This window comes from Polaribacter sp. BM10 (assembly GCF_002005425.1).
GTDB classification, from domain to species: Bacteria; Bacteroidota; Bacteroidia; order Flavobacteriales; family Flavobacteriaceae; genus Polaribacter; species Polaribacter marinaquae.
Map to the genome: position 1 here is coordinate 1979212 of NZ_CP019704.1, position 25235 is coordinate 2004446.

Here is a 25235-nt window from a genome sequence, read left to right on the forward strand (position 1 = left end):
TTCAAAAAAAAGTATATTTGCTTTATTAGTAAAAGACAATTTTCGAATACAATATATATTAAGATGATGACGAATAATAACGTAGCAGAATTATTAGAATCTGGTAAAGTTTTACAAGAGGTAACAATAAAAGGTTGGGTAAGAACTTTTAGAAGTAATCGTTTTATTGCTTTAAATGACGGTTCAACAATTAATAATATTCAGTGTGTAATAGATTTTGAAAACACATCCGAAGAAATACTAAAAAGAATTACAACTGGTGCAGCAGTATCTATAAAGGGAGTTATTGCAGAAAGCCAAGGTAAAGGACAATCTGTAGAAATTCAGGTTTCTGAAATTGAAATACTTGGAGACTCAAATCCAGATGAATATCCTATTCAGCCTAAAAAACATAGTTTCGAATTTTTAAGAGAAAATGCACATTTACGTGTTAGAACAAATACGTTTAGTGCAGTAATGAGAGTTCGATCTAAACTATCTTTTGCTGTTCATAAATATTTTCAAGACAACGGTTTTAATTACGTAAACACACCAATTGTTACAGGTTCTGATGCAGAAGGTGCTGGTGAAATGTTTAGAGTTACTTCTTTTGAAGATAACAAAGCACCTGTTACAGAAGATGGTAAAATCGATTATTCTAAAGACTTTTTTGGTAAAGAAACAAATCTAACAGTTTCTGGTCAATTAGAAGCAGAAACCTACGCAATGGCGTTAGGAAAAGTATATACGTTTGGCCCAACTTTTAGAGCAGAAAATTCTAATACTACCCGTCATTTGGCAGAATTTTGGATGATTGAACCAGAAGTTGCTTTTATGGATTTAGACGGCAATATGGATCTTGCCGAAGATTTTATTAAATCTGTTTTATCGTATGTTTTAGAGCACTGTAAAGAAGATTTAGCCTTTTTAGATCAACGTTTTACACAAGAAGAAAAAACAAAACCTCAATTGCAAAGAAGCGATATGAGTTTATTAGAAAAATTAAAGTTTGTTGCTGATAACAATTTTAAACGTGTATCCTATACAGAGGCAATCGATATTTTAAGAAACTCTAAGCCTAATAAAAAGAAAAAATTTCAGTTTCCAATTAATGAATGGGGCGCAGATTTACAATCTGAACACGAACGTTATCTAGTTGAAAAACACTTTAAATGTCCAGTGATTTTGTTTGATTATCCTGCAAATATTAAAGCATTTTATATGCGTTTAAATGAAGACGGAAAAACCGTAAGAGCTATGGATGTACTTTTCCCTGGAATTGGTGAAATGGTTGGTGGTGCACAACGTGAAGAACGTTATGATGTTTTAGTAGAAAAAATGAAAGCCATGAACATTGACGAAAAAGAACTTTGGTGGTATTTAGATTTAAGAAAGTTTGGTACAGCTGTTCACTCTGGTTTTGGATTAGGTTTCGAGAGACTAGTTCAATTTACAACCGGAATGGGAAATATTAGAGACGTTATTCCGTTTCCTAGAACACCACAAAACGCTGAATTTTAAAGATTAAATATGAAGAACTTATCTATTTTAAGCTTTATTACTTGTATACTTTTTTCTAACATCTCTTTTTCGCAAGAAGTCGTAGAAGTTGAAGAAACAGTAATAGAATCTACAGAAGCTGATAATAACTACAGTAGAAGTAGACGAAATGTAAAAAATATTTACAAAAAAGGAGAGCATTTTTTAACAGGTAACATAGATAATGAAATCTATATTATAAAAAACAATAGCACCAAATTGTATGGTTTACAAGATTATGAAGGTAATCTTTTAGTAAGACCAATGTTTAAAAGCATTAATAAATATAGTTCTTCTAAAAACAGAATAGTTGCTAGTTTAGATTATTCTAAAAATGGAGTTATCAATAGAAAAGGAGAAATTATTATTCCTTTTGAATTTTCTAGCATAATTTCTGAGAAAGACAAACAGTTTTTTATACTTGGTAGAAGCTATAGTAACTATGAAATTGTAGACTACAATGGTAAACCTGTTTTAAACGGAAACTTTGAAAGGATAACTGTTTATGATGATAATATTAAGGTTAAAAGAAATGACGCCTACGGAGTTTATAAAGATAATGGAGAGATCTTATTACCAATTATATACGACAAAATAGATTACAGCTCTAGCAATAAACATTTTAGTGTTACACAAAACGGAATTCCTTCAATTTTAACAAATGATGGTAAAAATTTATTTAAAAATAATTATGAAGAAGTAAAGAAGTTTGGTAGTTACAGAAGTTACGAATATTTAGTAATTAAAAACAACAAAAAAGGAGTTATAGACCTTGATGAACAAGCTATTATACCCATAAAATTTGATGAAGTAAGTACCAAAAGTAATTACCACTTATATACAGTTAAAGAAAATAATTTATGGGGTGTTTATGATTCTTATTTTGACAAATATCTTATTAAACCTGTTTACAAAGAAATTCATCAATTATCTAAAACACAATATCTTTTAACATCTTCAGATAAGAAAATTATCAGAAATATAAAGTTTAAGACAAATACAGATGTTAGTAAATACAATTTTAATGATTATTATTTAAGTAATTCTATTTATTTAAAGACAAAACAAGACAATAAATACGGTCTAATAAATATTAATACAGGTAAATTAATTGTACCAACAAAATATGATAGAGTTCGTGTTTACAACAATTTTATCTCTGGTTATAACGAGCAGAATAAAAAATATACAGCCTACAGTAGTAATGGTAAAATAACTGTAAAAGATTTTAATAACAGTAAAAACCTTACTACAAAACTTTACAAAATCACTAAAAACGGAAAAGCAGGGTTAATTTATGATGGAAATTTAATTGCTGATGTTAAATACGATATCGTTACCTATTATAGAAATGTAAAATTGATTATCTTAGTTAAAAATTCGAGTTATAGTTTACTAGATCATAAAACTGGTAAAACTCTAATAAAAGATTCTAAAGATAGAATTACTATAAATTCTGCTACCAACAAAATAAAACATAATAATAAAAATTATTTCTACTCTTCAGGTAAATTAAAAGAAGAATAATGCTAAAACAAAGTCTAAATTATAAATTATTACAAAAATTATCTCCTCAGCAAATTCAGTTGATGAAGTTAATTCAATTGCCTACGCAAGCATTTGAAGAACGATTAAAACAAGAAATTGAAGAGAATCCTGCGTTAGATACAGGTAAAGAGAATTCAGATAGTTTAGATGATGATTTATCTAATGAATATGATGATGCTGGTACAGAAAAAATTGAAGCAGAAGATATTAATATAGACGAATATTTAAGCGACGACGAAATACCAAACTATAAAACACAAGCTAATAATTATTCTGCAGATGATGAAGATAAGAATGTGCCTTACGCTGCAGGTACAAGCTTTCATCAATCTTTAAAAAATCAACTGAATACTTTTAGTCTTGATGATGAAGAACGCGCGATAGCAGAGTTTTTAGTTGGTAGTATAGATGATAGCGGTTATATAAGAAGAGAAATCATAGATCTTGTAGATGATTTAGCTTTTACCGCAAACGTTTTTACTACAGAAGAAAAAGTAATCAAAGTTTTAAAAAAAGTAGTTCATAAATTAGATCCATTAGGTGTTGGTGCAAGAGACCTAAAAGAATGTCTTATTATACAACTTAAAGCAAAAGATAAAACAAAATACAGAAGTCTATCTATTGAAATACTAGAAAATGCTTTTGATCATTTTGTAAAAAAACATTACAAGAAACTTCAAGAAAAATTTAATATTTCAGAAGAAGAATTAAAAGAAGTTAATAAAGAGATTTCTAAATTAAACCCTAAACCTGGTAGTTCTTATGCTGGTAATAATAAAATAGCAGAACAAATTGTACCAGATTTTTCTATTAAGCTAATAGACGGAGAGTTGGATTTGACTTTAAACTCAAGAAACGCACCAGAACTGCATGTTTCTAGAGAGTATAACAACATGTTAAAAGGTTATCAAGAATCTACCGTAAAATCTAAATCACAAAAAGATGCAGTCTACTTTATAAAACAAAAATTAGATGCTGCAAAATGGTTTATCGACGCAATTAGACAAAGACAACAAACGTTGTTGGTAACCATGAATACAATTATGCATTATCAATACGAATATTTCTTAACAGGAGATGAGCGTAAATTAAAACCAATGATTTTAAAAGATATTGCTGATAAGATTGATATGGATGTTTCTACGGTTTCTAGAGTAGCAAATAGTAAATACGTTTCTACACCTTACGGAACAAAATTAATCAAAGAATTCTTTTCTGAATCAATGAAAAACGATCAAGGTGAAGATGTTTCTACTAAAGAAATTAAAAAAATTCTTGAAACTGTTATTGCTGAAGAAAACAAAAAGAAACCACTCACTGATGAAAAACTTGCCGGAATTCTTAAAGAAAAAGGATATCCAATTGCAAGAAGAACAGTTGCAAAATACAGAGAACAATTAGATTTACCTGTAGCACGATTGAGAAAAGAAATTTAGTGGAAAAATTTTACAAAATAATATCTGTAATATTTCATCCTATCGTGGTACCAACCATTGGTGTTCTATTATATTTTATACTTATACCAAGTAGTTACCCAAGTAATTTAAAGCTAACACTACTAAGTTTAATTTTTGTAATGACTTATTTAGTGCCACTATTAATTTTAATCTTATTTAAAAAATTAAAACTAATAGAATCCTTCAATGCGTACACTATTAAAGAGAGAAAATTACCAGTAGCAATGATGATTGTATTATTCTATTTACTAGGAAATACCATTGCAAATATTGGAGCGATGAGAGATATTAGTTTATTATTTTATGCTACAAGCGGTGCATTAATGCTGTTGTATGTCTTGTTTATATTTAAAATTAAAACAAGTATCCATTTACTTTCTTTAGGAATATCTACTGCATTTTTTTTAATTATTGATATTAATAATTCAAGTAATTTCCCATTGGTGATAATTCTTAACATATTAATTGCTGGCATTGTTGCTAATGCAAGATTATATTTAAAAGCACACAAACCTTCAGAAGTTTATATTGGGTTCTTTATGGGCTTTATATCTACTTTTATAACTTATAATATATTATAATAAATAAAAAATCAAACCAAATTTAAGAACTTTGGTGTTTATAGCTTCTCCATCAATTGATGCATTTTTAAAAATCGGAGTTAAGCCATAAAATACGTTTATATTGAATTCATCATAACCTGCTGAAAATGTCAAGCCATATTGTAAATTATTATAACTACTTACATTCTTGAATGATATTTCACTTGCATTAGAGGCAGTATAATCAAACTTATTAGATAGATTGTATAAAAATTTTAGGCCAGTATAAATACGCCAAAAACTGTATTTTTTAGCTGTAGACGTTCTCCATCTTACCTCTAATGGAAACTCTAAATTATGTACTTTAAATTTATTATTAGTTATGTCTGATGCAGTTGAAAAACTAGTTTCATTATTTAATTCATCTACTTTTAATTCATGACTAAAATAGTCATATCCATAACCAATACCAGCCGCAAAAGAAAAAGTACCTTCTTTGTTTAATAAAATATCTTTAATAAAACCAGTAGATAAAGAATAAGAAAAATTACTTTTAGATACAGTAGATGGTTGCTCACTTAATTGGCTGTAATGAACAGATAAATACAATTGATCATCAGCATAATAATCACCAATATTTAAAGAATCCTTTTGACTATATATAGAAAAAGAAATTAGAAATATTATAATGTGTAAAAAAGGAAATTTCATAAAATAATTCATGAATTCAAATTAATATTATTTTGAAACATTTAATTAAATATAAAACAAAAAAAGGGTAATTCTAAGAATTACCCTTTTTAAAAATTTATATATTAAATTTAGTTCCCATCACCTGGAGATGCTGAATAACTAATTTTAAGAGCATTTACATCTCTTAATTTTAATCTAATATCAATAATAGTACCTACGCTAGATTCTTTATCTGCTTTAATAGAAGTAGTCATAAATGGTACTTCTGCTTCAGAAACTTTAGATCTCTCGTTAATGATAAAAGCAGGTACATCATCTGCAGTTGCAATTTTATCATTTAATTGAATTCTATTAAAACCAGTACCATGTCGAGCTGCATCCTTAGATTTACCAACATAAATTGTACTTACAAGACTCTTATGCTCTAGTTTTTTTACTTCTGTTGCATTAGGTAATCTTGGGTTCTCTATTTTTAAATCTGTTTCTCTCATTGTAGTAGTTACCATGAAGAAAAACAACAACATAAAAACGATGTCTGGTAAAGCTGCAGTGTTTACTGCTGGCATTCCTTTTTTCTTTTTTCCGAATTTAGACATATTGTTGTATTTTAAAAATTAATTTGAAGTAGGTTCAGCATCAGAAATAATTTCAGGATAACTCTTTTTGATATCCTCAACTTTTTTCTTCAACTCTGTATTACTTCTGTCATCTTTGTAAGCCTCTTCTAACTCTGGAAAAGGTATCCCGTAACGTTCTTTTGATAATCTGTTACGCAACTCTGAATACGCCTTAATTAATTCGTTTTGAACTCTTAAATAAGTACCATATTCTGTACCTCTGTCACTCTGAACCGAGATAATTGCTTTGTTTGGATGATCTGAAGAAGATTCACTTTTTTCCCCTTTACAATAAGTACAAGGCCCTGTTTTAACTCCTTCGTCGATTTTTCCTTCACCACCACCGTTATCAATAAAAGCCATTGCAGCTTCTTTAAGGTCTTTAATTTCCATTCTGTCTCCTTCAACAAGAAGATCATTATCTCTATTAATGTTAACCTCGAAAATATTCTTTTCTTTAATAACTGGCGGAACGTAATCCTCTGGTGGTTTTTCAGATAACTTTTTAGAAACACCAGAATCTACATTCATGGTTGTTGTTACTAAAAAGAAGATTAATAACAAGAAGGCAATATCTGCCATAGAACCTGCATTAATTTCTGGATTCTCTCTTCTTGCCATAATTTTATGATTTTATTAATCCTTTAACTAAATCGTACACGAAAAATAAAGAAGCTATACCTCCTAATATTATACTGTACCATATACCAGCTCCTACCCATTTATTGGTTGCAGAACCTGCTTCTCCTCCTTCACTAATTCCTCCTGCTGCGTTTATTACTGCTTCAGAATCAGATAAAAAATAAGAGATTACTAATAAAACACCTAGAACTGCAAGTCCCATTAATGTTTTCTTTAAATTCTCTGGGTTCCTAATTAAACTCCATAGAGAAAGTGCTACTGCGATTACTACTGCTGCAATAAGTAAGAAAGTCGAATAATAAATAATAGGACTTACCACACTATTTTGTAAATCAACATCAGTTTCAATTGCCTCACTATCTTCCATAAATATTTTTATGAAAAGGAAAGCACCTACTAATGCAACTACAGCTATAATAATATTTAATATTTTATTGCTTTTCATTGTACTAGTTTTTATTTTTTATATTTTACTAATAAGTCTACTAATTGAATAGATGCATCTTCCATGTTGTTTACAATTCCATCAATTTTAGATACGATGTAATTATAAAAGATTTGTAATATAATAGCAACAATTAAACCAAATACTGTAGTTAATAATGCTACTTTAATACCACCTGCTACTACCGCTGGAGAAATATCATTTGCTACAGCAATATCGTTAAATGCTCCAATCATACCAATTACAGTACCCATGAAACCTAACATTGGTGCTAATGCGATAAATAAAGAAATCCAAGAAACGTTTTTCTCTAAAAGTCCCATTTGAACTCCACCGTAAGAAACAACTGCTTTTTCAGCTGCATCTACACCTTCATCTACTCTATCTAAACCTTGGTAAAAAATAGATGCAACAGGTCCTTTTGTATTTCTACAAACCTCTTTTGCAGCTTCTACACCACCAGAACTTAATGCATCATCTACATTTGCTACTAATTTTTTAGTATTTGTAGTTGCTAAGTTTAAATAAATAATTCTTTCAATTGCGATAGCTAAACCTAAGATTAAGGCAACTAATACAATCCCCATAAATCCTGGACCACCATCAATAAAGTTTTCCTTTAGAATTTGGTGAAAAGTTTTTGACTCTGTTGCTGCTTCCTGTGCAAAAGTTGATTGAATAGCTCCAAAAAACATGAATCCTGTTACAGATAGGACATTTACTACTTTTTTCATCTCTGTTATAATTAATTTTTAATAGTTAACGGGTTAAATATATAAATTTTCACTTCAAATAAACAATTGTTATTTCCTTTTAATTTTTTGAGAAAGAATTTAACAACTAATTTATTTTTTAATTGAGTGGCAAGTAACAAAAAAATTGTTGTCCCTCAAAAAAAAATCAATCTATTTTGTGTAAAAATAATCTTTTTTTCGAGAGATTGGTTTTTTTAACATTAAAATTACTTCGAACTAATTTCTCCTCTTAAAGATTTTTGAAAATACTTTTTAAATTCGATATTTGTTAAATCTTCACTTAATAAGTACATTAACTTTGCAATTGCAGATTCTGTTGTGATGTCTAATCCTCCAATTACACCTAATTCTTTTAAACCAATACTTGTATCATAATGTCCTAAAATAACGCTACCTCCAGAGCACTGTGTTACATTCACAATTTTTATACCACTTTGTATTGCTGTAGCAATTAAATTTAAAAACCATGGTTTATTAGGCGCATTTCCAGCACCATAAGACTCTAAAACAACTCCTTTTAAGTTTTTAATAGTTAAAATAGACTTTACTACACTCTCTGTTATTCCAGGAAAAAGTTTTAATATAACTACATCTGTGACTAATTTTTTTCGAATAACTAAATTGGAATCCGTATTAGAAACTTCGGGTAATAAATGCTCATTAAAATTTAAATGAACTCCACTTTCTGCTAAAGCCGGATAATTCATAGAAGCAAAAGCCTCAAATTGTTCTGCACTAATTTTTGTTGTTCTATTTGCTCTATATAGTTTATATTCAAAATACAAACAAACTTCACTTATAACAGGTTTATCATTTTTTCTAGCAGCAGCAATTTCTATGGTAGTTATTAAATTTTCTTTCGCGTCTGTTCTTAAATCTCCGATAGGTAATTGCGAACCCGTAAATATTACCGGTTTTTGTAAATTCTCTATCATAAAACTAATTGCAGATGATGTATAAGACATGGTATCTGAACCTGTTAAAACCACAAAACCATCGTATAAATTGTAATTAGATTCTATAATATTTAAAATATCTACATAATAGTTCGTATTCATATTAGAAGAATCTATTGGTTCTTTAAACGAAATACTTTCTATTTCACAATTTAATTGTTGTAGTTCTGGTATCTTATTTATTATTTGACTAAAATCAAAAGCCTTTAAAGCATTTGTTTTATAATCTTTTATCATACCAATAGTACCACCTGTATAAACAATTAGAATCTTAGGTTTGTTTGCCATTTTGTCATTTTTAAGTTCCAAAATATAAATTGGAATACTTTATGTTGTAAATTTATCAAACAAAAATGATATACAATTTTAAAACTTTATAAATTATGATGGGATTTTATATTTTAATTGGTGTAATCTCTTTAGTGAGTTGGCTAGTTAGTAATACCTTAAAAAGTAAATTCAAAAAATACTCTAAAGTTCAACTTAGAAATGGTTTAAGTGGTGCAGAAATTGCCGAAAAAATGTTAGCAGATAACGGTATTTTTGATGTAAAAGTAATTTCTACACCTGGTATGTTAACAGACCACTACAACCCGCAAAATAAAACTGTAAATTTAAGTGAAGGTGTTTATAACCAAAGAAATGCTGCCGCTGCAGCCGTTGCTGCACACGAATGCGGACACGCAGTACAACACGCAACTGCTTACAGTTATTTAAAAATGAGATCTCAATTAGTGCCTATTGTTAGTGTAACATCAAAATTCTCGCAATGGTTAGTAATTGGAGGATTAGTTATGGGAGCCGCTTCTGGTGCACCAGGAATTGGTTTATACATCGCAATTGCAGGTTTAATTTTTATGGCTTTGGCAACAATATTTAGTTTTGTTACTTTACCTGTAGAGTATGATGCAAGTAATAGAGCTTTAGCTTGGTTAAAAAATAAAAACATGGTTTCGCAAGAAGAATATGCTGGTTCTGAAGACGCACTTAAATGGGCTGCAAGAACTTATTTAGTTGCTGCTTTAGGTTCTTTAGCAATGTTACTTTATTGGGGAATGAGAATTTTAGGAAGTAGAGATTAATTTTTTTAAAATAATTATCAATATAAAAACCTTGAGAGATCAAGGTTTTTTTTGTTTCAGGAAACCTTTTTACAAAAGATAACGTCTTGTTAATGTAACAAATAAACCTTTAGACAGTCTATCTTAAAAAACAACCCATGAAACCAACAACTTACTTTTTTATTTTTTTCTTCGGAATTTTCTCAACTTTTTCTCAACATAGAATTTCTGGAAAAATTACTGATAACCAAAACCAACCATTACCCTTTACGAATATAATACTATACAATTTAGAAACTAAAGAAATGCCAAAAGGAACAGTTTCTGATTCTAATGGAAATTACAACTTTACAAAATTAAAATCTGGTAATTATAGAATTGAAATATCAACTTTAGGCTTTGAGACAAAAAAAATAAAAGCTTTCGAATTAAAAGGAAATAAAGTTTTTAATGCCTCTCTAAAAGAAAAAAGTACAAGTTTAAATGAAGTTGTTATAAAAAGTAAACGCCCAGTAATTAAACAAACTGCAGAGAAACTAATAGTCGATTTAGAAAAATCTGAAATGACAAATACCAATTTACAAGACGTAATGCGTAAAATTCCGGGAGTTTTAGTTACCAATAACGGAATTTCAATTGCTAGTAATGGTGGTGTTAGAATTTTAATTAACGGTAAAACAACAGAATATATGGATGTTGAAACTCTTTTACGTGATTTTCCGGCAGATAATATTGCCAAAGTAGAAGTTATAGAACAGCCTGGTGCAGAATATGAAGCTTCTGGTTCTGGCGCAATTGTAAACATCATCCTTAAAAAAAATGTAAAATTAGGAACTCATGGTAGTGTAAACTCTTGGATTGGCGAAGATGAAGGTATCGAATGGGGAACTGGTTTTTCTGTGTCGAGCTATAAAAACAAATTAAATTGGCAAACTAGTGTAAATTATTCTCAACCGACTTGGCGAGACGACTTATTTTTAGTGAGAACCGTAAATTCTGAAACATACGATCAAGTTACCAAAGAACCTTACGATCCAGATAATTTTGCAATTAGCGGTAGTTTAGACTATTATTTAAGCGAGCACCATTCAATAGGTCTTGGCGGAAGGTTTAATAACAGAAACTCAACAAGAACCGCAAGTAGTAAAACTATAATTTCTGATGAAAATAATAGAAACACCTTATTTTCTGAAAATTACTTCGACAGACAACGAACCAATTATAACATCAATCCTTATTACGAATACAAAACAGATACAGACAAATTAGTAATAGATTTTAATTACGTAGATTTTACAAACGATAACACAAATACACTGTATGATATTGCGGGTAGCACTATTACTTTTGATGATAGAAAATACATTCAAGATGGTACATATAATATAAAAACATACAGATTAGACTATTCTAAAACAATTTCTGACAACTTTAAAATTAGTGCGGGTTCTAGATTTGCTGATGTTAAAACAGACAATGACTTGCAAACTTTTGAAGAAAAAAATGGCAATTTCGAAAAAAATGAAGAAGCAAGTAGCAGATTTGTGATAGATGAAACTATTTTTGCCTTGTATTCTAAAGTAAATGCTACTTTAGGTAAATGGTCTGTTTCTGGAGGATTAAGATATGAGGATAGTAATACAGACGGAACATCTACCTTCTTAAAAGATGGTAACTTAACATCCAAAGTACAAAAAAGACCCATAAAAAAACTTTTTCCTAGCGCTTCTATTAGTAGAAAAATTACCGATGTTCTTGGTGCTAGCGTATCTTACAGCTACAGAATTCAAAGACCTTCTTACGGTAGCTTAAATTCTTTTGCTACTTTTTTAGATCCTTATTCTGCAGGAGAAGGAAACCCTAATTTAACACCTGCTTATACAAACAACTATCAATTTAACTTAACCTTTGATGGGCAACCATTTTTTACTGTTGGTTATAGCAAAACAGATGATGTAATCTTTCAGTTAATTAGCCAAGACAATACAACTGCACAAATAAGACAACAAGATGTTAATGTTGAAAATAATGCTAATTGGAATTTTAGATTATTTGCGCCATTAAACTTAACAAAAGGTTTAGAAGGTTACACAGGTATAATTGTAACAAATACAGATTTTAAATCATCTACCTATGGAGTTGATTTAAATAAATGGAATTTAATTTGGTTTGTACAAGCAAGTTATCAATTACCATGGGATGTGAATTTTGAATTAAGTGGAAACTACGGAACCGGTGCCTTAGAAGGTCAAATAGAAGTAGACTGGTTAGCAGAGTTAGATTTCTCTTTCGGAAAAAAGTTTCTAGACGATAAACTAAAAGTAAATCTTGGTTTTAATAAAATGCTAAATCGAGGTTTTGTAGGTAACATCGATTATGGTAATGGTATTGCTGATGTAGAAAGTAATGGTTCTAGACAAAATGTACAATTAAGGTTGGTTTATAATTTTGGTTCTAAATTCGGTAAGAAAAAATCTGGAAGAAAAACTAACAATGATGAAGAAAATAGAATAAATGTTGATAATTAAATATCATTTTTGAATTTCAGCAAAATCACACATCAACACATAATAAAAAACCTTCTTAAAATTAAGAAGGTTTTTTATTATGTGTGTTATTTTTCCTTTTTGGGTAAAAGACCAAGAGTTAATCCAATCCCCAAAGCAGTTAAAATTCCTGCTAAAAAATCTAAAGAATCATTTTCTAATTTAAAAACAAACAATATTGCAGCAGCTATCAATAAAGCTATAACACCAATAATTTTGAATTTGTTCATTAGAAAAAATATTAATCATTCAACTTTAAAACTGCCATAAATGCTTCTTGCGGAATTTCTACATTACCAACTTGACGCATTCTCTTTTTACCTTTTTTCTGCTTTTCTAAAAGTTTACGCTTTCTAGAAATATCACCACCATAACATTTTGCGGTAACATCTTTACGCAATGCTTTTGTAGTTTCACGAGCAATAATTTTTGCTCCAATTGCTGCCTGAATAGGAATATCAAACTGCTGTCTAGGTATTAAAGTCTTTAATTTTTCTACAATTTTCTTACCAATTGTATAGGCGTTGTCTGCATGTAATAAAGCAGAAAGCGCATCTACAGGTTGTGCATTTAATAATATATCTACTCTTACTAATTTCGATTCTTTCATACCTATAGGATGATAATCAAAAGAAGCATAACCTTTAGAAACTGTTTTTAATCGATCATAAAAATCGAATACAATTTCTGCCAAAGGCATTTCAAAAATTAACTCTACACGTTGTGTAGTTAAATATGTTTGATTTATAATTTGTCCTCTTTTCTCGATACACAAACTCATTACTTGACCAACAAAATCAGACTTTGTAATAATAGAAGCTTTAATAAATGGCTCTTCTACTCTATCTAATCTAGACGGATCTGGTAAATCTGTTGGGTTATTTAAGACAATAATCTCATCAGGATTTTTCTTTGTGTATGCGTGGTAAGAAACGTTTGGTACCGTTGTAATAACAGTCATGTTAAACTCACGCTCTAAACGTTCTTGAATAATTTCCATGTGCAGCATTCCTAAGAATCCACATCGAAAACCAAAACCTAAAGCTGCAGAACTTTCTGGTTGAAAAACCAAAGACGCATCGTTTAATTGCAATTTCTCCATAGAGTAACGCAACTCTTCGTAATCTTCTGTATCTACAGGATAAATACCTGCAAAAACCATTGGTTTTACATCTTCAAAACCATCAATAGTTTCTGTTGTTGGCTTGTGAGCATCTGTAATTGTATCTCCTACTTTTACTTCTTTTGCTGTTTTAATTCCTGTAATTAAATAACCTACATCACCTGTTTTTACAGATTTTTTTACTACTTGCTCTAATTTTAAAGTACCAACTTCATCTGCAAAATAGTTTTTACCTGTTGCCATGAATTTTATTTCTTGGCCTTTTTTAATTTCTCCGTTTAAAACACGAAAGTAAGTTTCTATACCTCTGTAAGAGTTGTAAACAGAATCGAAAATAAGTGCTTGTAACGGCGCTTCTGGATCTCCTTCTGGCGCAGGAATTCTATCAATAATAGCTTCTAAAATATTATCTACTCCAAAACCTGTTTTACCACTTGCATGTATTACTTCTTCTGGATCACAACCTAATAAATCTACAATATCATCTGTAACTTCTTCTGGATTTGCAGAAGGTAAATCTACCTTATTTAAAACCGGAATAATCTCTAAATCGTTTTCTAAAGCTAAATATAAGTTAGAAATTGTTTGCGCTTGAATACTTTGTGCAGCATCTACAATTAACAAAGCACCTTCACAAGCAGCAATAGATCTAGAAACTTCGTAAGAAAAATCTACGTGACCAGGTGTATCAATAAGATTTAAAACAAACTGTTCTCCTTTATGAATATAATCCATTTGAATTGCATGAGATTTAATGGTAATACCACGTTCTCTCTCTAAATCCATATTATCTAATAACTGATTTTGCTTTTCACGCTCAGTTACAGAGCCAGTATAATCTAATAACCTATCTGCTAATGTACTTTTACCATGATCTATGTGTGCGATAATGCAAAAGTTTCTAATATTCTTCATACTTCGTTTTCTAACTGCTTTCAACCTACAAATATATGCTATTTAAAAAGCTTGTCAAATAAAAAAAGTACAATGAAATTGATTGTACTTTTTTATTTTTTTTGATGAGGATTATAAATCGGTTTCTAATTCTGCAATTGCAACTTTAAACTCGTCCCAACTTATAGTATCATCACTAGATTTATCGTAGCCTTTTAACAATTCGTTCGCTACAACTCCTCTTAAAAAACCACTAACTTCCGCAGCTTTTAATAGCTTTTTTATTTCAGATTTTCTTAATTCTTTGTCACCATCTGCATCAAAAAAAGCAAATGCTTCTTCTGGTGAGTCAAATTGATTTGTTATTAAAATTCTAATTTTTCTTAAAATATTCTCTTTTGTTCCCAATAGCTTTAAGTTTTAGGTTTATAATTCAAAAAGATACTAATAAAAATAGATTTTAACAATTAAATTTTTAGTGTCACATAGCAAATCGCATCTTTTTTATAAAATTAATATTAATTCTCTAAGTTTGTATAACCAAACTTAACACTATGAAAAACATTCTTTTACTTTTAGCTTTATGCCTAATAATTTGCTGTAAACCGAATACAATTATTCAAAATAAATTAAAAAAAGATGTTTCTTTTTTAGCTTCGGATGAATTGGAGGGAAGACAAACAGGAACCAAAGGAGAAAAAGCTGCTGCCTCATATATAGAAAATCGTTTTAAAGAATTAGAATTATTACCAAAAGGTACCAACGGGTTTTTACAACCTTTTACTTTTAAACCAAAAACGAATCCGCATGAAGAAGTGAAATTTGATGTAAACGGAGACGGAACAATTACTGGAAATAATGTTATTGGTTATTTAAACAACAACGTAGAAAACACAATAATTATTGGCGCTCATTACGATCATTTAGGTTTTGGTGGCGAGGGTTCTTTATACAGAGATTCTATTAAGGCAGTACATAATGGCGCAGATGACAATGCATCTGGCATTGCAATTTTATTGCATTTAGCAGCAAGGTTAAAACAGAAAAACACAAATAACAATTACTTGTTTATGGCTTTTTCTGGAGAAGAAATGGGCCTTTTAGGTTCTAATTATTTTGTAAAAAACCCAACAATAAATACTAAAAAAGTTTCTTACATGATTAATATGGATATGGTTGGTAGACTAAAACAAGATTCGGCTTTAGCTGTTTACGGTACCGGAACTTCGCCTATTTTTAAACAAACTTTAAAATCAAACAACAATAATTTCAAATTAATCGAGCAAGAATCTGGTGTTGGGCCAAGCGATCATACAAGTTTTTATTTAGTAGATATACCGGTTTTACATTTTTTTACTGGGCAACATGAAGATTATCACAAACCTGGTGATGATGCAGAAAAATTGAATTATGACGGAATGGAAACCATCAGTAATTATATTTTTAACATTATTTCTGATTTAAATGACAACGAAAAACTTGTCTTTACCAAAACGAAAAACGAAGGTAAAAATACACCAAGATTTAAAGTTGGTTTGGGTGTAATACCAGATTATATGTTTGATGGCAAAGGAATGCGTATCGATGGAATATCCGAAGAAAAACCTGCACAAAAAGCTGGTTTGCAAAAAGGTGATATTGTTTTAAAATTAGGAGATAGTCTTGTTGTTGATATGATGAGTTACATGCGTGCTTTATCGGTATTTAAAAAAGGTGATAAAAGTATTGTAGTTGTTAAACGTAATCAAGAAAAAATCGAAAAAGAAATTCAGTTTTAATGTTTAAAACAAAGCAAGATTATTTTACAAAAATACATTTAATAATATCTGTATTAATTGTTGTACCGGTTTCTTTTACCTACGGATTTAATCCTGGTTTACAATTCGACATTCAACTTCAAACAATAGACGAACACAACTTTTTTAAAGCAGTTATGGGTTTATATTTGGGTTTTTCTCTACTATGGATTTTAGGTGTTTTTAAAAACGAGTATTTAAAAACTGCGTTGATAACTAATGTTATCTTTATGCTAGGTTTAGGCTTTGGTAGATTGCTTAGTTTTATTTTTGATGGCCCACCAACTTTTGGTTATCAATTTGGCACAATAGCAGAACTTTTATTAGGTTTTTACGGAATTTGGGTTCTGACAAATAAAAACACTAATTTTGCAGAAAAATAATATACTTTGGTTAAAATAGGCAACATAGAATTACCAGAATTTCCACTTTTATTAGCACCAATGGAAGATGTTTCAGATCCTCCGTTTAGAGCACTTTGTAAAGAAAACGGAGCAGATGTTGTATATACAGAATTTATTTCTTCGGAAGGTTTAATTCGTGATGCAGCAAAAAGCGTAATGAAATTAGATATTTACGAGAAAGAACGCCCAGTTGGTATTCAGATATTTGGTGCAAATCTAGATTCTATGCTAAAAACGGTAGAAATTGTAGAAAAATCGAATCCAGATATTATAGACATTAATTTTGGTTGTCCTGTTAAAAAAGTAGTTTCTAAAGGTGCAGGTGCAGGTATTTTAAAAGATATCGACCTAATGGTTTCTCTAACAGAAGCTATGGTAAAACACACAAATTTACCTGTTACTGTAAAAACTCGTTTGGGTTGGGACCATGACTCTATAAGAATTGTAGAAGTTGCAGAACGTTTGCAAGATGTTGGTTGTGCCGCAATTGCGATTCATGGTAGAACCCGTGCGCAAATGTATAAAGGTGAAGCCGATTGGAAACCAATTGCCGAAGTAAAGAACAACCAAAGAATGCACATTCCTGTTTTTGGAAACGGAGATGTAACTTCGCCAGAAAAAGCAATGGAAATGAGAGATTCTTATGGTTTAGATGGCTGTATGATTGGTAGAGCTGCTATCGGATATCCGTGGTTTTTTAACGAAGTAAAACATTATTTTAAAACTGGTAAATACTTAGAAAAACCAACAATTGCCCAACGTGTAGAAATGGCAAGAAGACATTTACAAATGTCTATTGATTGGAAAGGGCCTGTTCTTGGTGTTTTTGAAACAAGAAGACATTACACAAATTACTTTAAAGGAATTCCGCATTTTAAAGAGTACAGAATGAAAATGGTAACTTCGGATGACGCAAAGGATGTATTTGCAGCGTTTGATGAAGTTGAAGCTAAATTTGGGAATGCGATTATTCCTGAAATTAAATAGAAGTTACTTTAATTCAAGCATTTTTGTCAATATTTTTTTAAAATTGACCCATCGCTAAAGAATTCTTTTATATTCATAATTTTAAATATTTAAAATTAACACCACTAAATAAACATAAATAGAATAATCTTTGTTTGTAAACAGACAATTAAAATTCTTTAACTTGCCAATTTAAATGAATTTATCATTTCTATAGCATCATCAAGATATTTATCATATTTTTTTGGTGTCCCAGAGAAATAAATATTGTAAATTTTATTTTTTGCTTTTAATATACAAACAATATTTATAACTCTTTCGTTATTTTCATTTGAGGCATATTGTACTACATAGAATTTACCATAAGTCTTATGATTCCTCTCATGTAACTTATATTCAAAATTCGTGTAATGTTTTTTTTTGTTTGAAATAAATTGATTTAAATTTTTTTGAATCTTTTTTGAGCTTTGAAAACTATTTCTAATTATAAACCGAGTTTGATTTTTATTAGGTTTTATAATGCTTTTGAACTCATTTGGCGAATGCGCCATTAGACCAGGGTCTGTTTTGTAAGAAAACCAATTATCCGGAATTGTTATAGTATAAGATTTATAATGCTTTTGCACTTCTTTCTCACTAACTTCCTTATAATAAGTTTCTTTATTAAAATTTTCTTTAGATTTACATCCTATAAAAATTAATAAAATTATTATTAGTTTTTTCATAATAAAATCACTTTTCTATAAACTCTTTTGAAATTCTACTACTTGCAATTTTAGCTGCTATATATCCTAAAACGGTAATAGTACAAAAAACGATTAGTAAATTTAGAAACCTAAATTCTACAGGATAGGCTAAATTGGGCACAATCATAAATAGTTCAAATTTCTTTTGAACAAACACTAAGATTATCCCTAAAAATAAGCCAATACACATTCCGAAGAACGTTAGTAAAAACCCTTGAAGAATAAATATTTTCTTTATTTCTTTAATTGTTGCACCTATGCTAAAAAGTGTTTTTAAGTTTTGCTTTTTATCAATAATCATCATAATTATTGCTCCGATTACATTAAATAAAGCGATTATTACGATTAGCGTAAATATTAAATAAGAAACAAAATTCTCTGTATTAATCACTTTATAAAATACTTCATTTAATTGTGCTTTGGTTTGTACCTTAAATGCATTACCAAGAGCATCACTTAAACTTTCTGCAACATTAGCTGCTTTATTAGAATCGTTTAATTTTATTTCTATTGCAGATATTTGATTTTCTTTAAATCTTAGTAAACCTCTCGCTTGATCTATCGAAGTAAAAACAAATTTATTTTCAAAATCTTCAGTCCCCATATAAACCCCAACAATTTGCGTTTCAATCTTATAGAATGGATTTCTAGGATTTATGAATCCTTTACCGGGTTTGGGCACCATAATTTTTAAAGGAGATCCGTAATTTAAAATACCTAAAGAAAGTTTATTAGAAATTCCTCTACCAATAACGGCAGTGTTTTCAAATTCTTTATACAACCAACTACCAACACTTAAAGAAGAATCTATGTTAGAGATATTTGTGTAATTTTCTTCAACACCTTTTATATAAGCAATTTCGGTTTTTTCATTATATTCTAAAAAAACTCTTTCTTCGATTACTTTGGTAAATTCAGAAATTTCTAGATTAGAATTTATTTTATTTTGAATTGTATCATCAATAAGAAATGATTTTCCCTTAACCGAAGTTATTTTAATATCGGGGTCTGATACATCGAGTAAACTATAACTAAAAGTTTTAAGACCAGAAAAACCAGATAAAATTACAAACAAAGCCAATGCGCCTACTATTATACCAAAAGAAGCAATAATGGTAATTATATTGATTGCATTATTGCTTGTTTTAGAAAATAAGTATCTTTTAGCTATGTAAAAAGGAAAACTCAAATAGTGTAGCTTGTATTATTTTTTTTGACGTCTTGGTAAAAGGTCTGGATTTTGAATAGGATTTTCATCTTCTCCTTTTAAAGACTTATCAATTTCTTCGATATAATCTAAAGTATCATCACCAAAAAACAATAATTCTGGCATTCTTCTTAATTGATTTCTTGTTCTCTTTGCCATTTCATGGCGAATTAAAGGTGTGTTAGACTGTATTCCTTTAACCATTTCGTCTCTTTTTTCTGAAGGAAATATGCTTAAATAAACTTTTGCAACTCCTAAATCTGAAGTAACATGCACTTTAGAAACAGAGATTATAACTCCTTTCATTCCATCCTGCGCTGCTTTTTGCAACACATCTACCAAATCTTTTTGTAAAACACCTGCTATTTTACGTTGTCTGTTTGTTTCTTCCATGCTGCAAATTTACGATATTTTTATGGAGTATAAATCTTATTTTTTATTGCATACATTACCAAACCTACCCTATTCTTAACGTTTAATTTTGTAAAAAGAACATCTCTATAACCGTCTATAGTTTTAGGACTTAAACACATTACATCTGCTATTTCTTTATACGTCATTTCAGAACAAGCGTATTTCATAAAAGTAATTTCTCTTTCTTTTAGCGTAATTTCTTCTGATGAATTACCCGAAAGAGATTTCATGAGTAAATTAGTTACTGTTTTTGTATGATAAAATCCGTTTTGTGCAATTTCTAAGAGCGCATTTTCTAACACACTTTTTTCGGTATCTTTTAGTAAATAGCCAATTGCACCAACTTTAAGCATTTTTAGAATCGTAGTATCCTCATCTTCTACAGATAGCGCCATTACATTTACAGATTCATGGTTTTTAGTAATCCAATCTGTAGTTTCTATACCATTCATTATTGGCATGTTAATATCCATTAAAACAATATCTGGAATATATTTAGCTGAGGCCGAAAATTTCTCTACCAATTCTTGTCCGTTTTTACAAGTATACAACACTTTAAACTTACTAAATGTATTTACCATTGTAGCAATTGCTTGAGAAAGCAATGTATGATCATCTACAATAACTACAGAATATTTAATCATAATTTATATATTATTGATAAAGAAGTTCCTTTATCTATTTCGGATTCGAAAACAGCTTCTGCACCTATTAATTTTGCTCTATTTTTAATATTGTCTAAACCTATTCCTTTAGATACAATCTCTTTAGAAAAACCAACACCGTTGTCTTTTGCCAAAATATGTAAACTATCAAGTTTAAAATTTAAAGATACAGTTAGTTTAGATGCCTTAGAGTGTTTAATAGTATTAGAAAAGAATTCTTGCAAAATTCTAAAGATTATAATACTCGATTTTTTTTCTATATCAAATTCTAACCCTTTAATTTCTAATTTAGATTCTATAAATTGTAATCTATTAAACCTATCTATTTCTAATTGAATTGCTTCTCTTAAGTTAATATTTTTAATAGCCTCTGGATTAATCAATTTAGATAATGCTCTTACTTCTGTTAAACCTTTTGTAATCGTTTCAGAAACTTCGTTGATGTTTTCTGGTGATGCATTTTGTAATTGAATTTTAGCCAAGGTTAATAATTGTCCAATATTATCATGCAACTCCCAGCTAATATTTCTTAACGTTTCTTCTCTAATTTCTATTTGTGTTTCTGCAATTTCTCTTTCAAAACGTTTTTGGTCTGCGGCTTTTTGTTCTAACAAAAAATTTTTCCTTTTTTGATAAAGTCCAAATAACAAAACAATAAAAACAACAAAAGCAACAATTATTAACGTTGTTACAAAAAGTATTATAACTCTTTCTTCTGACTCCATAAAGCTCCAAATATAAAAATACTATACATTAAAAGTGCTAAAAAGGGGTTTATACTTAAAATAAAACTATGGTCTGCTCTTTTAAGACTTTGAAAAGCATTCATCATCAAAGTAGCTGGTATTGAACCTAAATAATAAATTAACAAACCTACAGAAATCCAAAAAGGTAAAGACTTTTTAAAATTTAAAATTTTATCTGAATTAATAAAATCTTTAAAAAACAAAAAAACAGATAATGTTATAAAAACTCCTCCAGAAATAGAAGCAATACTATTATATGTAATTAAATAAGTATTATTGAATAAGTAGAATATACTTGTTAAAAAGTAAATTGCGTTAAAACCAATAATAAAATAATTTATATACTTTTTTGTGTTAGTAAATAATAAAATATCTCTAAGGAAAAAAAGTAAAAAATTAAACTCTACCAATGTAAGAAAGTTATAAACCCATGTATTTCTCCCTTTTGAAAACGAACCAAAAAAATACGCAATTATTTCAAAAATTAACATACTAACTAAATATGCCAAAAAATATTTTAAATTGATAGCAAATTTTTTTTTGAAATAATTAATAGAATAAATTATAATAGAAATTACATATAATAAAAAGAAAATAATTTTTAACATATTAAAAAGGAGGTGTGTGTTCTAGTCTGTTAGTTCCAGAACTCTTTAAATCGTCTTGTAATAGATTTAGAGCAGGTAAAAATGATGCTCTCATAACTTTTTTAGTTTCCTCTGAACTAAACTTATTTAAAAATTCCGTAAACTTAATTGGCGTTCCTTTTTCAGAATATAAAGGCTCAAAAGCTACTCCATTATTATTTCCAATTTTTGCAGTTGGCATAAATATTAAGGTTTGTCTTCCTCTTTTAGAAGCATCTCTGTGTTTTTCTGGATATGCAGCAGAAAATATTCTTACTCCAGTTAATTTAATATTTTTTTCTTTAGAAATTCTTTCTAAATAACTAATATATTGTTTCAGTTGATTAATTTCATAAAAATGAGAAACCGTTTCTACAGCATCATTTGAATCGCCAGTATAATTTTCTCTGTATTTGTCTAAAACAATCTTCTGCCCTGTATCGTATTCATGAAACATACTTGCCATCTCTTTATAAGTTATCGCGTTAGAAGGTCTTTTACTATTGACGATTGCCTCTGCATGATGCACTATCTCTTTTTTTTGTTTCTTTTCGTTATTGCAACTCATTAAAACAATTGTAATTGACAAACAAAATAATAATTTATTAGTTTTTTTCATAATGTAAAATAGTTAAGTTAATTGTACACAAAATACAATTTTTATAAAATTGAAAAAAAATATAACATACATAAAAAAATAAGACCCTATAAACAAAGGAAGTAAGATTAAAAACAAAAAAATAAAAAAGGTGTTTTTCCTTATTTAAAAGGATAATTAACCTCTAATAGTATTTTAAAAATAGTTAGACATTTACAGAAAGAAAGAAAAAATTTTAACCGCTAAGTGGGAAAATTGTTATTGCATTATTTGAATTTAAATTTCCCCCAGAAAAAAACCTCAAAACAAACGTTTTGAGGTTTTTAATTTAATAATGTATTATATATGATTAATCTGCTAAAATAATAGCTTTATTATCATTTAATTCTAAAGTACCAGAGTTGATTTTTAAAGTTAAAACTTTATCATCATCTATATGAGACTCTAACTTACCATGTAAATCATCTAAAACCAAATGATCTTGATTGTGTACATGTATTTTAATCTCTCCTTCAACTAAATTAGAAACTATAGGAGCATGATTATTTAATATTTGAAACTCTCCATCAATACCTGGTGCCGAAAATAAATCAACTTCAGATGAAAATAAGATTGCTTCTGGTGTTACAATTTCTAAATACATATTTCTATTCTTTAGGCTTTAGCTTTCGCTATAGTTAGTTTTTAGACTTCTGCTAACATTTTCTCTCCAGCATCAATTGCATCTTGAATTGATCCTCTTAAGTTAAATGCTGCTTCTGGATATTTATCTAACTCACCATTCATAATCATATTAAAACCTTTAATAGTGTCTTTAATATCAACTAAAACTCCTGGTATACCAGTAAATTGTTCTGCAACGTGGAAAGGTTGAGATAAGAAACGCTGAACACGTCTTGCTCTATGTACAACTAATTTATCTTCTTCAGATAATTCTTCCATACCTAAAATTGCGATAATATCTTGTAATTCTTTATAACGCTGTAAAATTTCTTTTACATTTTGTGCACAATTATAGTGTTCTTCACCTAAAATATCAGCAGATAAAATTCTAGAAGTAGAGTCTAATGGATCTACCGCAGGATAAATACCTAATTCTGCAATTTTACGAGATAATACTGTAGTTGCATCTAAGTGAGCAAATGTTGTTGCTGGTGCTGGATCTGTTAAATCATCTGCAGGTACATATACTGCTTGTACAGATGTAATAGAACCTTTTTTAGTAGAAGTAATACGCTCTTGCATAGCTCCCATTTCAGTAGCTAACGTTGGTTGATATCCTACTGCTGAAGGCATACGACCTAATAATGCTGACACCTCAGATCCTGCTTGTGTAAAACGGAAAATATTATCTACGAAGAAAAGAACATCTTTACCTTCTGCTTCGCCTGCTCCGTCTCTAAAGTATTCTGCAATCGTTAAACCAGATAATGCAACTCTTGCACGTGCTCCAGGTGGTTCATTCATTTGACCAAAAACGAAAGTAGCTTTAGAATCTCTCATACCAGGTTTATCTACTTTAGATAAATCCCATCCTCCTTCTTCCATAGAATGCATAAAGTCGTCACCATATTTGATAATACCAGACTCTAACATTTCACGAAGTAAATCATTTCCTTCACGAGTTCTTTCTCCTACACCTGCAAATACAGATAATCCTCCGTGACCTTTTGCAATGTTATTAATTAATTCTTGAATTAATACAGTTTTACCTACACCTGCACCTCCAAATAAACCAATCTTACCACCTTTAGCATAAGGCTCAATTAAATCGATTACTTTAATACCAGTAAATAAAACTTCAGTTGAAACAGATAATTCTTCAAACTTAGGTGCAGACCTGTGAATTGACAAACCGTCTTCACCGTCTTTTTTCAAATCACCTAAACCATCAATTGCATCACCAGTAACATTAAATAAACGACCATATATGTCATTTCCTATTGGCATTTGTATTGGATTTCCTGTAGCTAAAACTTCTGTTCCTCTACTTAATCCATCAGTAGCATCCATAGAAATGGTTCTTACTGTATCTTCACCAATATGTTGTTGTACTTCTAACACTAAAATAGAACCATCAGCTTTTTTAATTTCTAATGAATCATAAATTTTAGGAAGTTCAGTATTTTCTGTATTGAATTCAACATCAATTACTGGCCCAATAATTTGAGAGACTTTTCCTGTAGTTGTAGACATCTATATCTAATTATAATTATTATTAATTTTTGAGATTTAGCATCTCATTTTCAGGATGCAAAGGTAATTGTTTT

The 25235-nt window shown here is 29.3% G+C and carries 27 protein-coding genes; 9 read left to right on the forward strand and 18 right to left on the reverse strand.

Annotation, left to right across the window (positions count from 1 at the left end):
* Positions 1–66: 66 nt before the first annotated feature.
* The 4 genes from asnS to BXQ17_RS08850 are packed head-to-tail and all read left to right on the forward strand — an operon-like array spanning position 67 to position 5104.
* Positions 67–1500: an asparagine--tRNA ligase gene (gene asnS / locus BXQ17_RS08835; RefSeq protein ID WP_077810294.1), complete on the forward strand. Its 1434-nt coding sequence runs from the start codon at positions 67–69 to the stop codon at positions 1498–1500.
* 9 nt (positions 1501–1509) lie between these two features.
* Positions 1510–3045 (forward strand): WG repeat-containing protein, encoded by a 1536-nt coding sequence (locus tag BXQ17_RS08840; protein ID WP_077810295.1) that lies wholly within the window; start codon positions 1510–1512, stop codon positions 3043–3045.
* Entirely contained in the window at positions 3045–4502 is a 1458-nt protein-coding gene (gene rpoN, locus BXQ17_RS08845; RefSeq protein ID WP_077810296.1) for an RNA polymerase factor sigma-54, read from the forward strand. Before BXQ17_RS08840 ends, rpoN begins: the two co-directional genes overlap by 1 nt.
* Positions 4502–5104, forward strand: a complete 603-nt coding sequence (locus tag BXQ17_RS08850; protein ID WP_254712355.1) for a hypothetical protein — start codon at positions 4502–4504, stop codon at positions 5102–5104. The genes rpoN and BXQ17_RS08850 overlap by 1 nt, the downstream gene beginning before the upstream one ends.
* On the opposite strand, the gene BXQ17_RS08855 is transcribed toward BXQ17_RS08850, so the two are convergent.
* From BXQ17_RS08855 to BXQ17_RS08880, 6 genes are all read right to left on the reverse strand, one after another.
* A complete protein-coding gene (locus BXQ17_RS08855; protein ID WP_077810297.1) occupies positions 5099–5776 on the reverse strand; it encodes a porin family protein in 678 nt (225 codons plus the stop codon). The two genes, BXQ17_RS08850 and BXQ17_RS08855, sit on opposite strands and share 6 nt — an antisense overlap.
* Before the next feature lie 110 nt (positions 5777–5886).
* Positions 5887–6354, reverse strand: coding sequence for a biopolymer transporter ExbD (locus tag BXQ17_RS08860; protein ID WP_077810298.1), 468 nt, complete (start codon positions 6352–6354; stop codon positions 5887–5889).
* A gap of 18 nt (positions 6355–6372) precedes the next feature.
* Positions 6373–6996 (reverse strand): biopolymer transporter ExbD, encoded by a 624-nt coding sequence (locus tag BXQ17_RS08865; protein ID WP_077810299.1) that lies wholly within the window; start codon positions 6994–6996, stop codon positions 6373–6375.
* 4 nt (positions 6997–7000) lie between these two features.
* On the reverse strand, positions 7001–7462 hold the full coding sequence (locus BXQ17_RS08870) for a hypothetical protein (protein WP_077810300.1): 462 nt from the start codon (positions 7460–7462) through the stop codon (positions 7001–7003).
* Positions 7463–7473: 11 nt separating this feature from the next.
* Complete coding sequence (locus BXQ17_RS08875; protein WP_077810301.1) at positions 7474–8196, reverse strand: MotA/TolQ/ExbB proton channel family protein; 723 nt, start codon at positions 8194–8196, stop codon at positions 7474–7476.
* 227 nt (positions 8197–8423) lie between these two features.
* Positions 8424–9461 (reverse strand): asparaginase, encoded by a 1038-nt coding sequence (locus BXQ17_RS08880; RefSeq protein ID WP_077811391.1) that lies wholly within the window; start codon positions 9459–9461, stop codon positions 8424–8426.
* 95 nt (positions 9462–9556) lie between these two features.
* Here BXQ17_RS08880 and BXQ17_RS08885 point away from each other — a divergent pair, with 95 nt between their 5' ends.
* Together BXQ17_RS08885 and BXQ17_RS08890 are read left to right on the forward strand one after the other, a co-directional pair.
* Entirely contained in the window at positions 9557–10255 is a 699-nt protein-coding gene (locus BXQ17_RS08885; protein ID WP_077810302.1) for a zinc metallopeptidase, read from the forward strand.
* Positions 10256–10392: 137 nt separating this feature from the next.
* On the forward strand, positions 10393–12762 hold the full coding sequence (locus BXQ17_RS08890; protein WP_077810303.1) for a TonB-dependent receptor: 2370 nt from the start codon (positions 10393–10395) through the stop codon (positions 12760–12762).
* An 86-nt stretch (positions 12763–12848) separates the two neighbouring features.
* On the opposite strand, the gene BXQ17_RS14545 is transcribed toward BXQ17_RS08890, so the two are convergent.
* The 3 genes from BXQ17_RS14545 to BXQ17_RS08900 all read right to left on the reverse strand — a co-directional run bounded on the left by BXQ17_RS14545 (position 12849) and on the right by BXQ17_RS08900 (position 15205).
* Complete coding sequence (locus BXQ17_RS14545; protein WP_187661386.1) at positions 12849–13010, reverse strand: hypothetical protein; 162 nt, start codon at positions 13008–13010, stop codon at positions 12849–12851.
* Between the two features lie 11 nt (positions 13011–13021).
* Positions 13022–14818 (reverse strand): translation elongation factor 4, encoded by a 1797-nt coding sequence (lepA, locus tag BXQ17_RS08895; RefSeq protein ID WP_077810304.1) that lies wholly within the window; start codon positions 14816–14818, stop codon positions 13022–13024.
* A gap of 111 nt (positions 14819–14929) precedes the next feature.
* The gene (locus BXQ17_RS08900) at positions 14930–15205 is read right to left on the reverse strand and encodes an EF-hand domain-containing protein (RefSeq protein WP_077810305.1); all 276 of its coding nucleotides are present in this window, start codon (positions 15203–15205) and stop codon (positions 14930–14932) included.
* A gap of 146 nt (positions 15206–15351) precedes the next feature.
* Between BXQ17_RS08900 and BXQ17_RS08905 the strand changes: the two genes are divergently transcribed.
* Genes BXQ17_RS08905 through dusB form a run of 3 tightly spaced genes read left to right on the forward strand, consistent with a single transcriptional unit; the run spans position 15352 to position 17984 of the window.
* Positions 15352–16575 carry a M28 family peptidase gene (locus BXQ17_RS08905; protein ID WP_077810306.1) on the forward strand — a complete coding sequence of 408 codons (1224 nt, stop codon included), beginning with the start codon at positions 15352–15354 and terminating at the stop codon, positions 16573–16575.
* On the forward strand, positions 16575–16976 hold the full coding sequence (locus BXQ17_RS08910) for a DUF4345 domain-containing protein (RefSeq protein ID WP_077810307.1): 402 nt from the start codon (positions 16575–16577) through the stop codon (positions 16974–16976). The genes BXQ17_RS08905 and BXQ17_RS08910 overlap by 1 nt, the downstream gene beginning before the upstream one ends.
* A gap of 6 nt (positions 16977–16982) precedes the next feature.
* Positions 16983–17984, forward strand: a complete 1002-nt coding sequence (gene dusB / locus BXQ17_RS08915) for a tRNA dihydrouridine synthase DusB (protein ID WP_077810308.1) — start codon at positions 16983–16985, stop codon at positions 17982–17984.
* A gap of 158 nt (positions 17985–18142) precedes the next feature.
* On the opposite strand, the gene BXQ17_RS08920 is transcribed toward dusB, so the two are convergent.
* From BXQ17_RS08920 to atpD, 9 genes are all read right to left on the reverse strand, one after another.
* Positions 18143–18688 carry a hypothetical protein gene (locus BXQ17_RS08920; protein ID WP_077810309.1) on the reverse strand — a complete coding sequence of 182 codons (546 nt, stop codon included), beginning with the start codon at positions 18686–18688 and terminating at the stop codon, positions 18143–18145.
* A gap of 7 nt (positions 18689–18695) precedes the next feature.
* On the reverse strand, positions 18696–19898 hold the full coding sequence (locus tag BXQ17_RS08925) for an FtsX-like permease family protein (protein WP_077810310.1): 1203 nt from the start codon (positions 19896–19898) through the stop codon (positions 18696–18698).
* Positions 19899–19913: 15 nt separating this feature from the next.
* On the reverse strand, positions 19914–20309 hold the full coding sequence (gene rbfA / locus BXQ17_RS08930) for a 30S ribosome-binding factor RbfA (protein ID WP_077810311.1): 396 nt from the start codon (positions 20307–20309) through the stop codon (positions 19914–19916).
* Positions 20310–20329: 20 nt separating this feature from the next.
* Positions 20330–20974 (reverse strand): response regulator transcription factor, encoded by a 645-nt coding sequence (locus BXQ17_RS08935; protein ID WP_077810312.1) that lies wholly within the window; start codon positions 20972–20974, stop codon positions 20330–20332.
* Positions 20971–21720, reverse strand: a complete 750-nt coding sequence (locus BXQ17_RS08940; protein WP_077810313.1) for a sensor histidine kinase — start codon at positions 21718–21720, stop codon at positions 20971–20973. The genes BXQ17_RS08935 and BXQ17_RS08940 overlap by 4 nt, the downstream gene beginning before the upstream one ends.
* Positions 21696–22250 (reverse strand): hypothetical protein, encoded by a 555-nt coding sequence (locus tag BXQ17_RS08945; protein ID WP_149025889.1) that lies wholly within the window; start codon positions 22248–22250, stop codon positions 21696–21698. The genes BXQ17_RS08940 and BXQ17_RS08945 overlap by 25 nt, the downstream gene beginning before the upstream one ends.
* Positions 22251–22350: 100 nt before the next feature.
* The gene (locus tag BXQ17_RS08950; RefSeq protein WP_077810315.1) at positions 22351–22986 is read right to left on the reverse strand and encodes a hypothetical protein; all 636 of its coding nucleotides are present in this window, start codon (positions 22984–22986) and stop codon (positions 22351–22353) included.
* 328 nt (positions 22987–23314) lie between these two features.
* Positions 23315–23608 (reverse strand): F0F1 ATP synthase subunit epsilon, encoded by a 294-nt coding sequence (locus BXQ17_RS08955; RefSeq protein ID WP_077810316.1) that lies wholly within the window; start codon positions 23606–23608, stop codon positions 23315–23317.
* A 41-nt stretch (positions 23609–23649) separates the two neighbouring features.
* Positions 23650–25161, reverse strand: a complete 1512-nt coding sequence (gene atpD, locus BXQ17_RS08960; protein ID WP_077810317.1) for a F0F1 ATP synthase subunit beta — start codon at positions 25159–25161, stop codon at positions 23650–23652.
* Positions 25162–25235 lie beyond the last annotated feature (74 nt).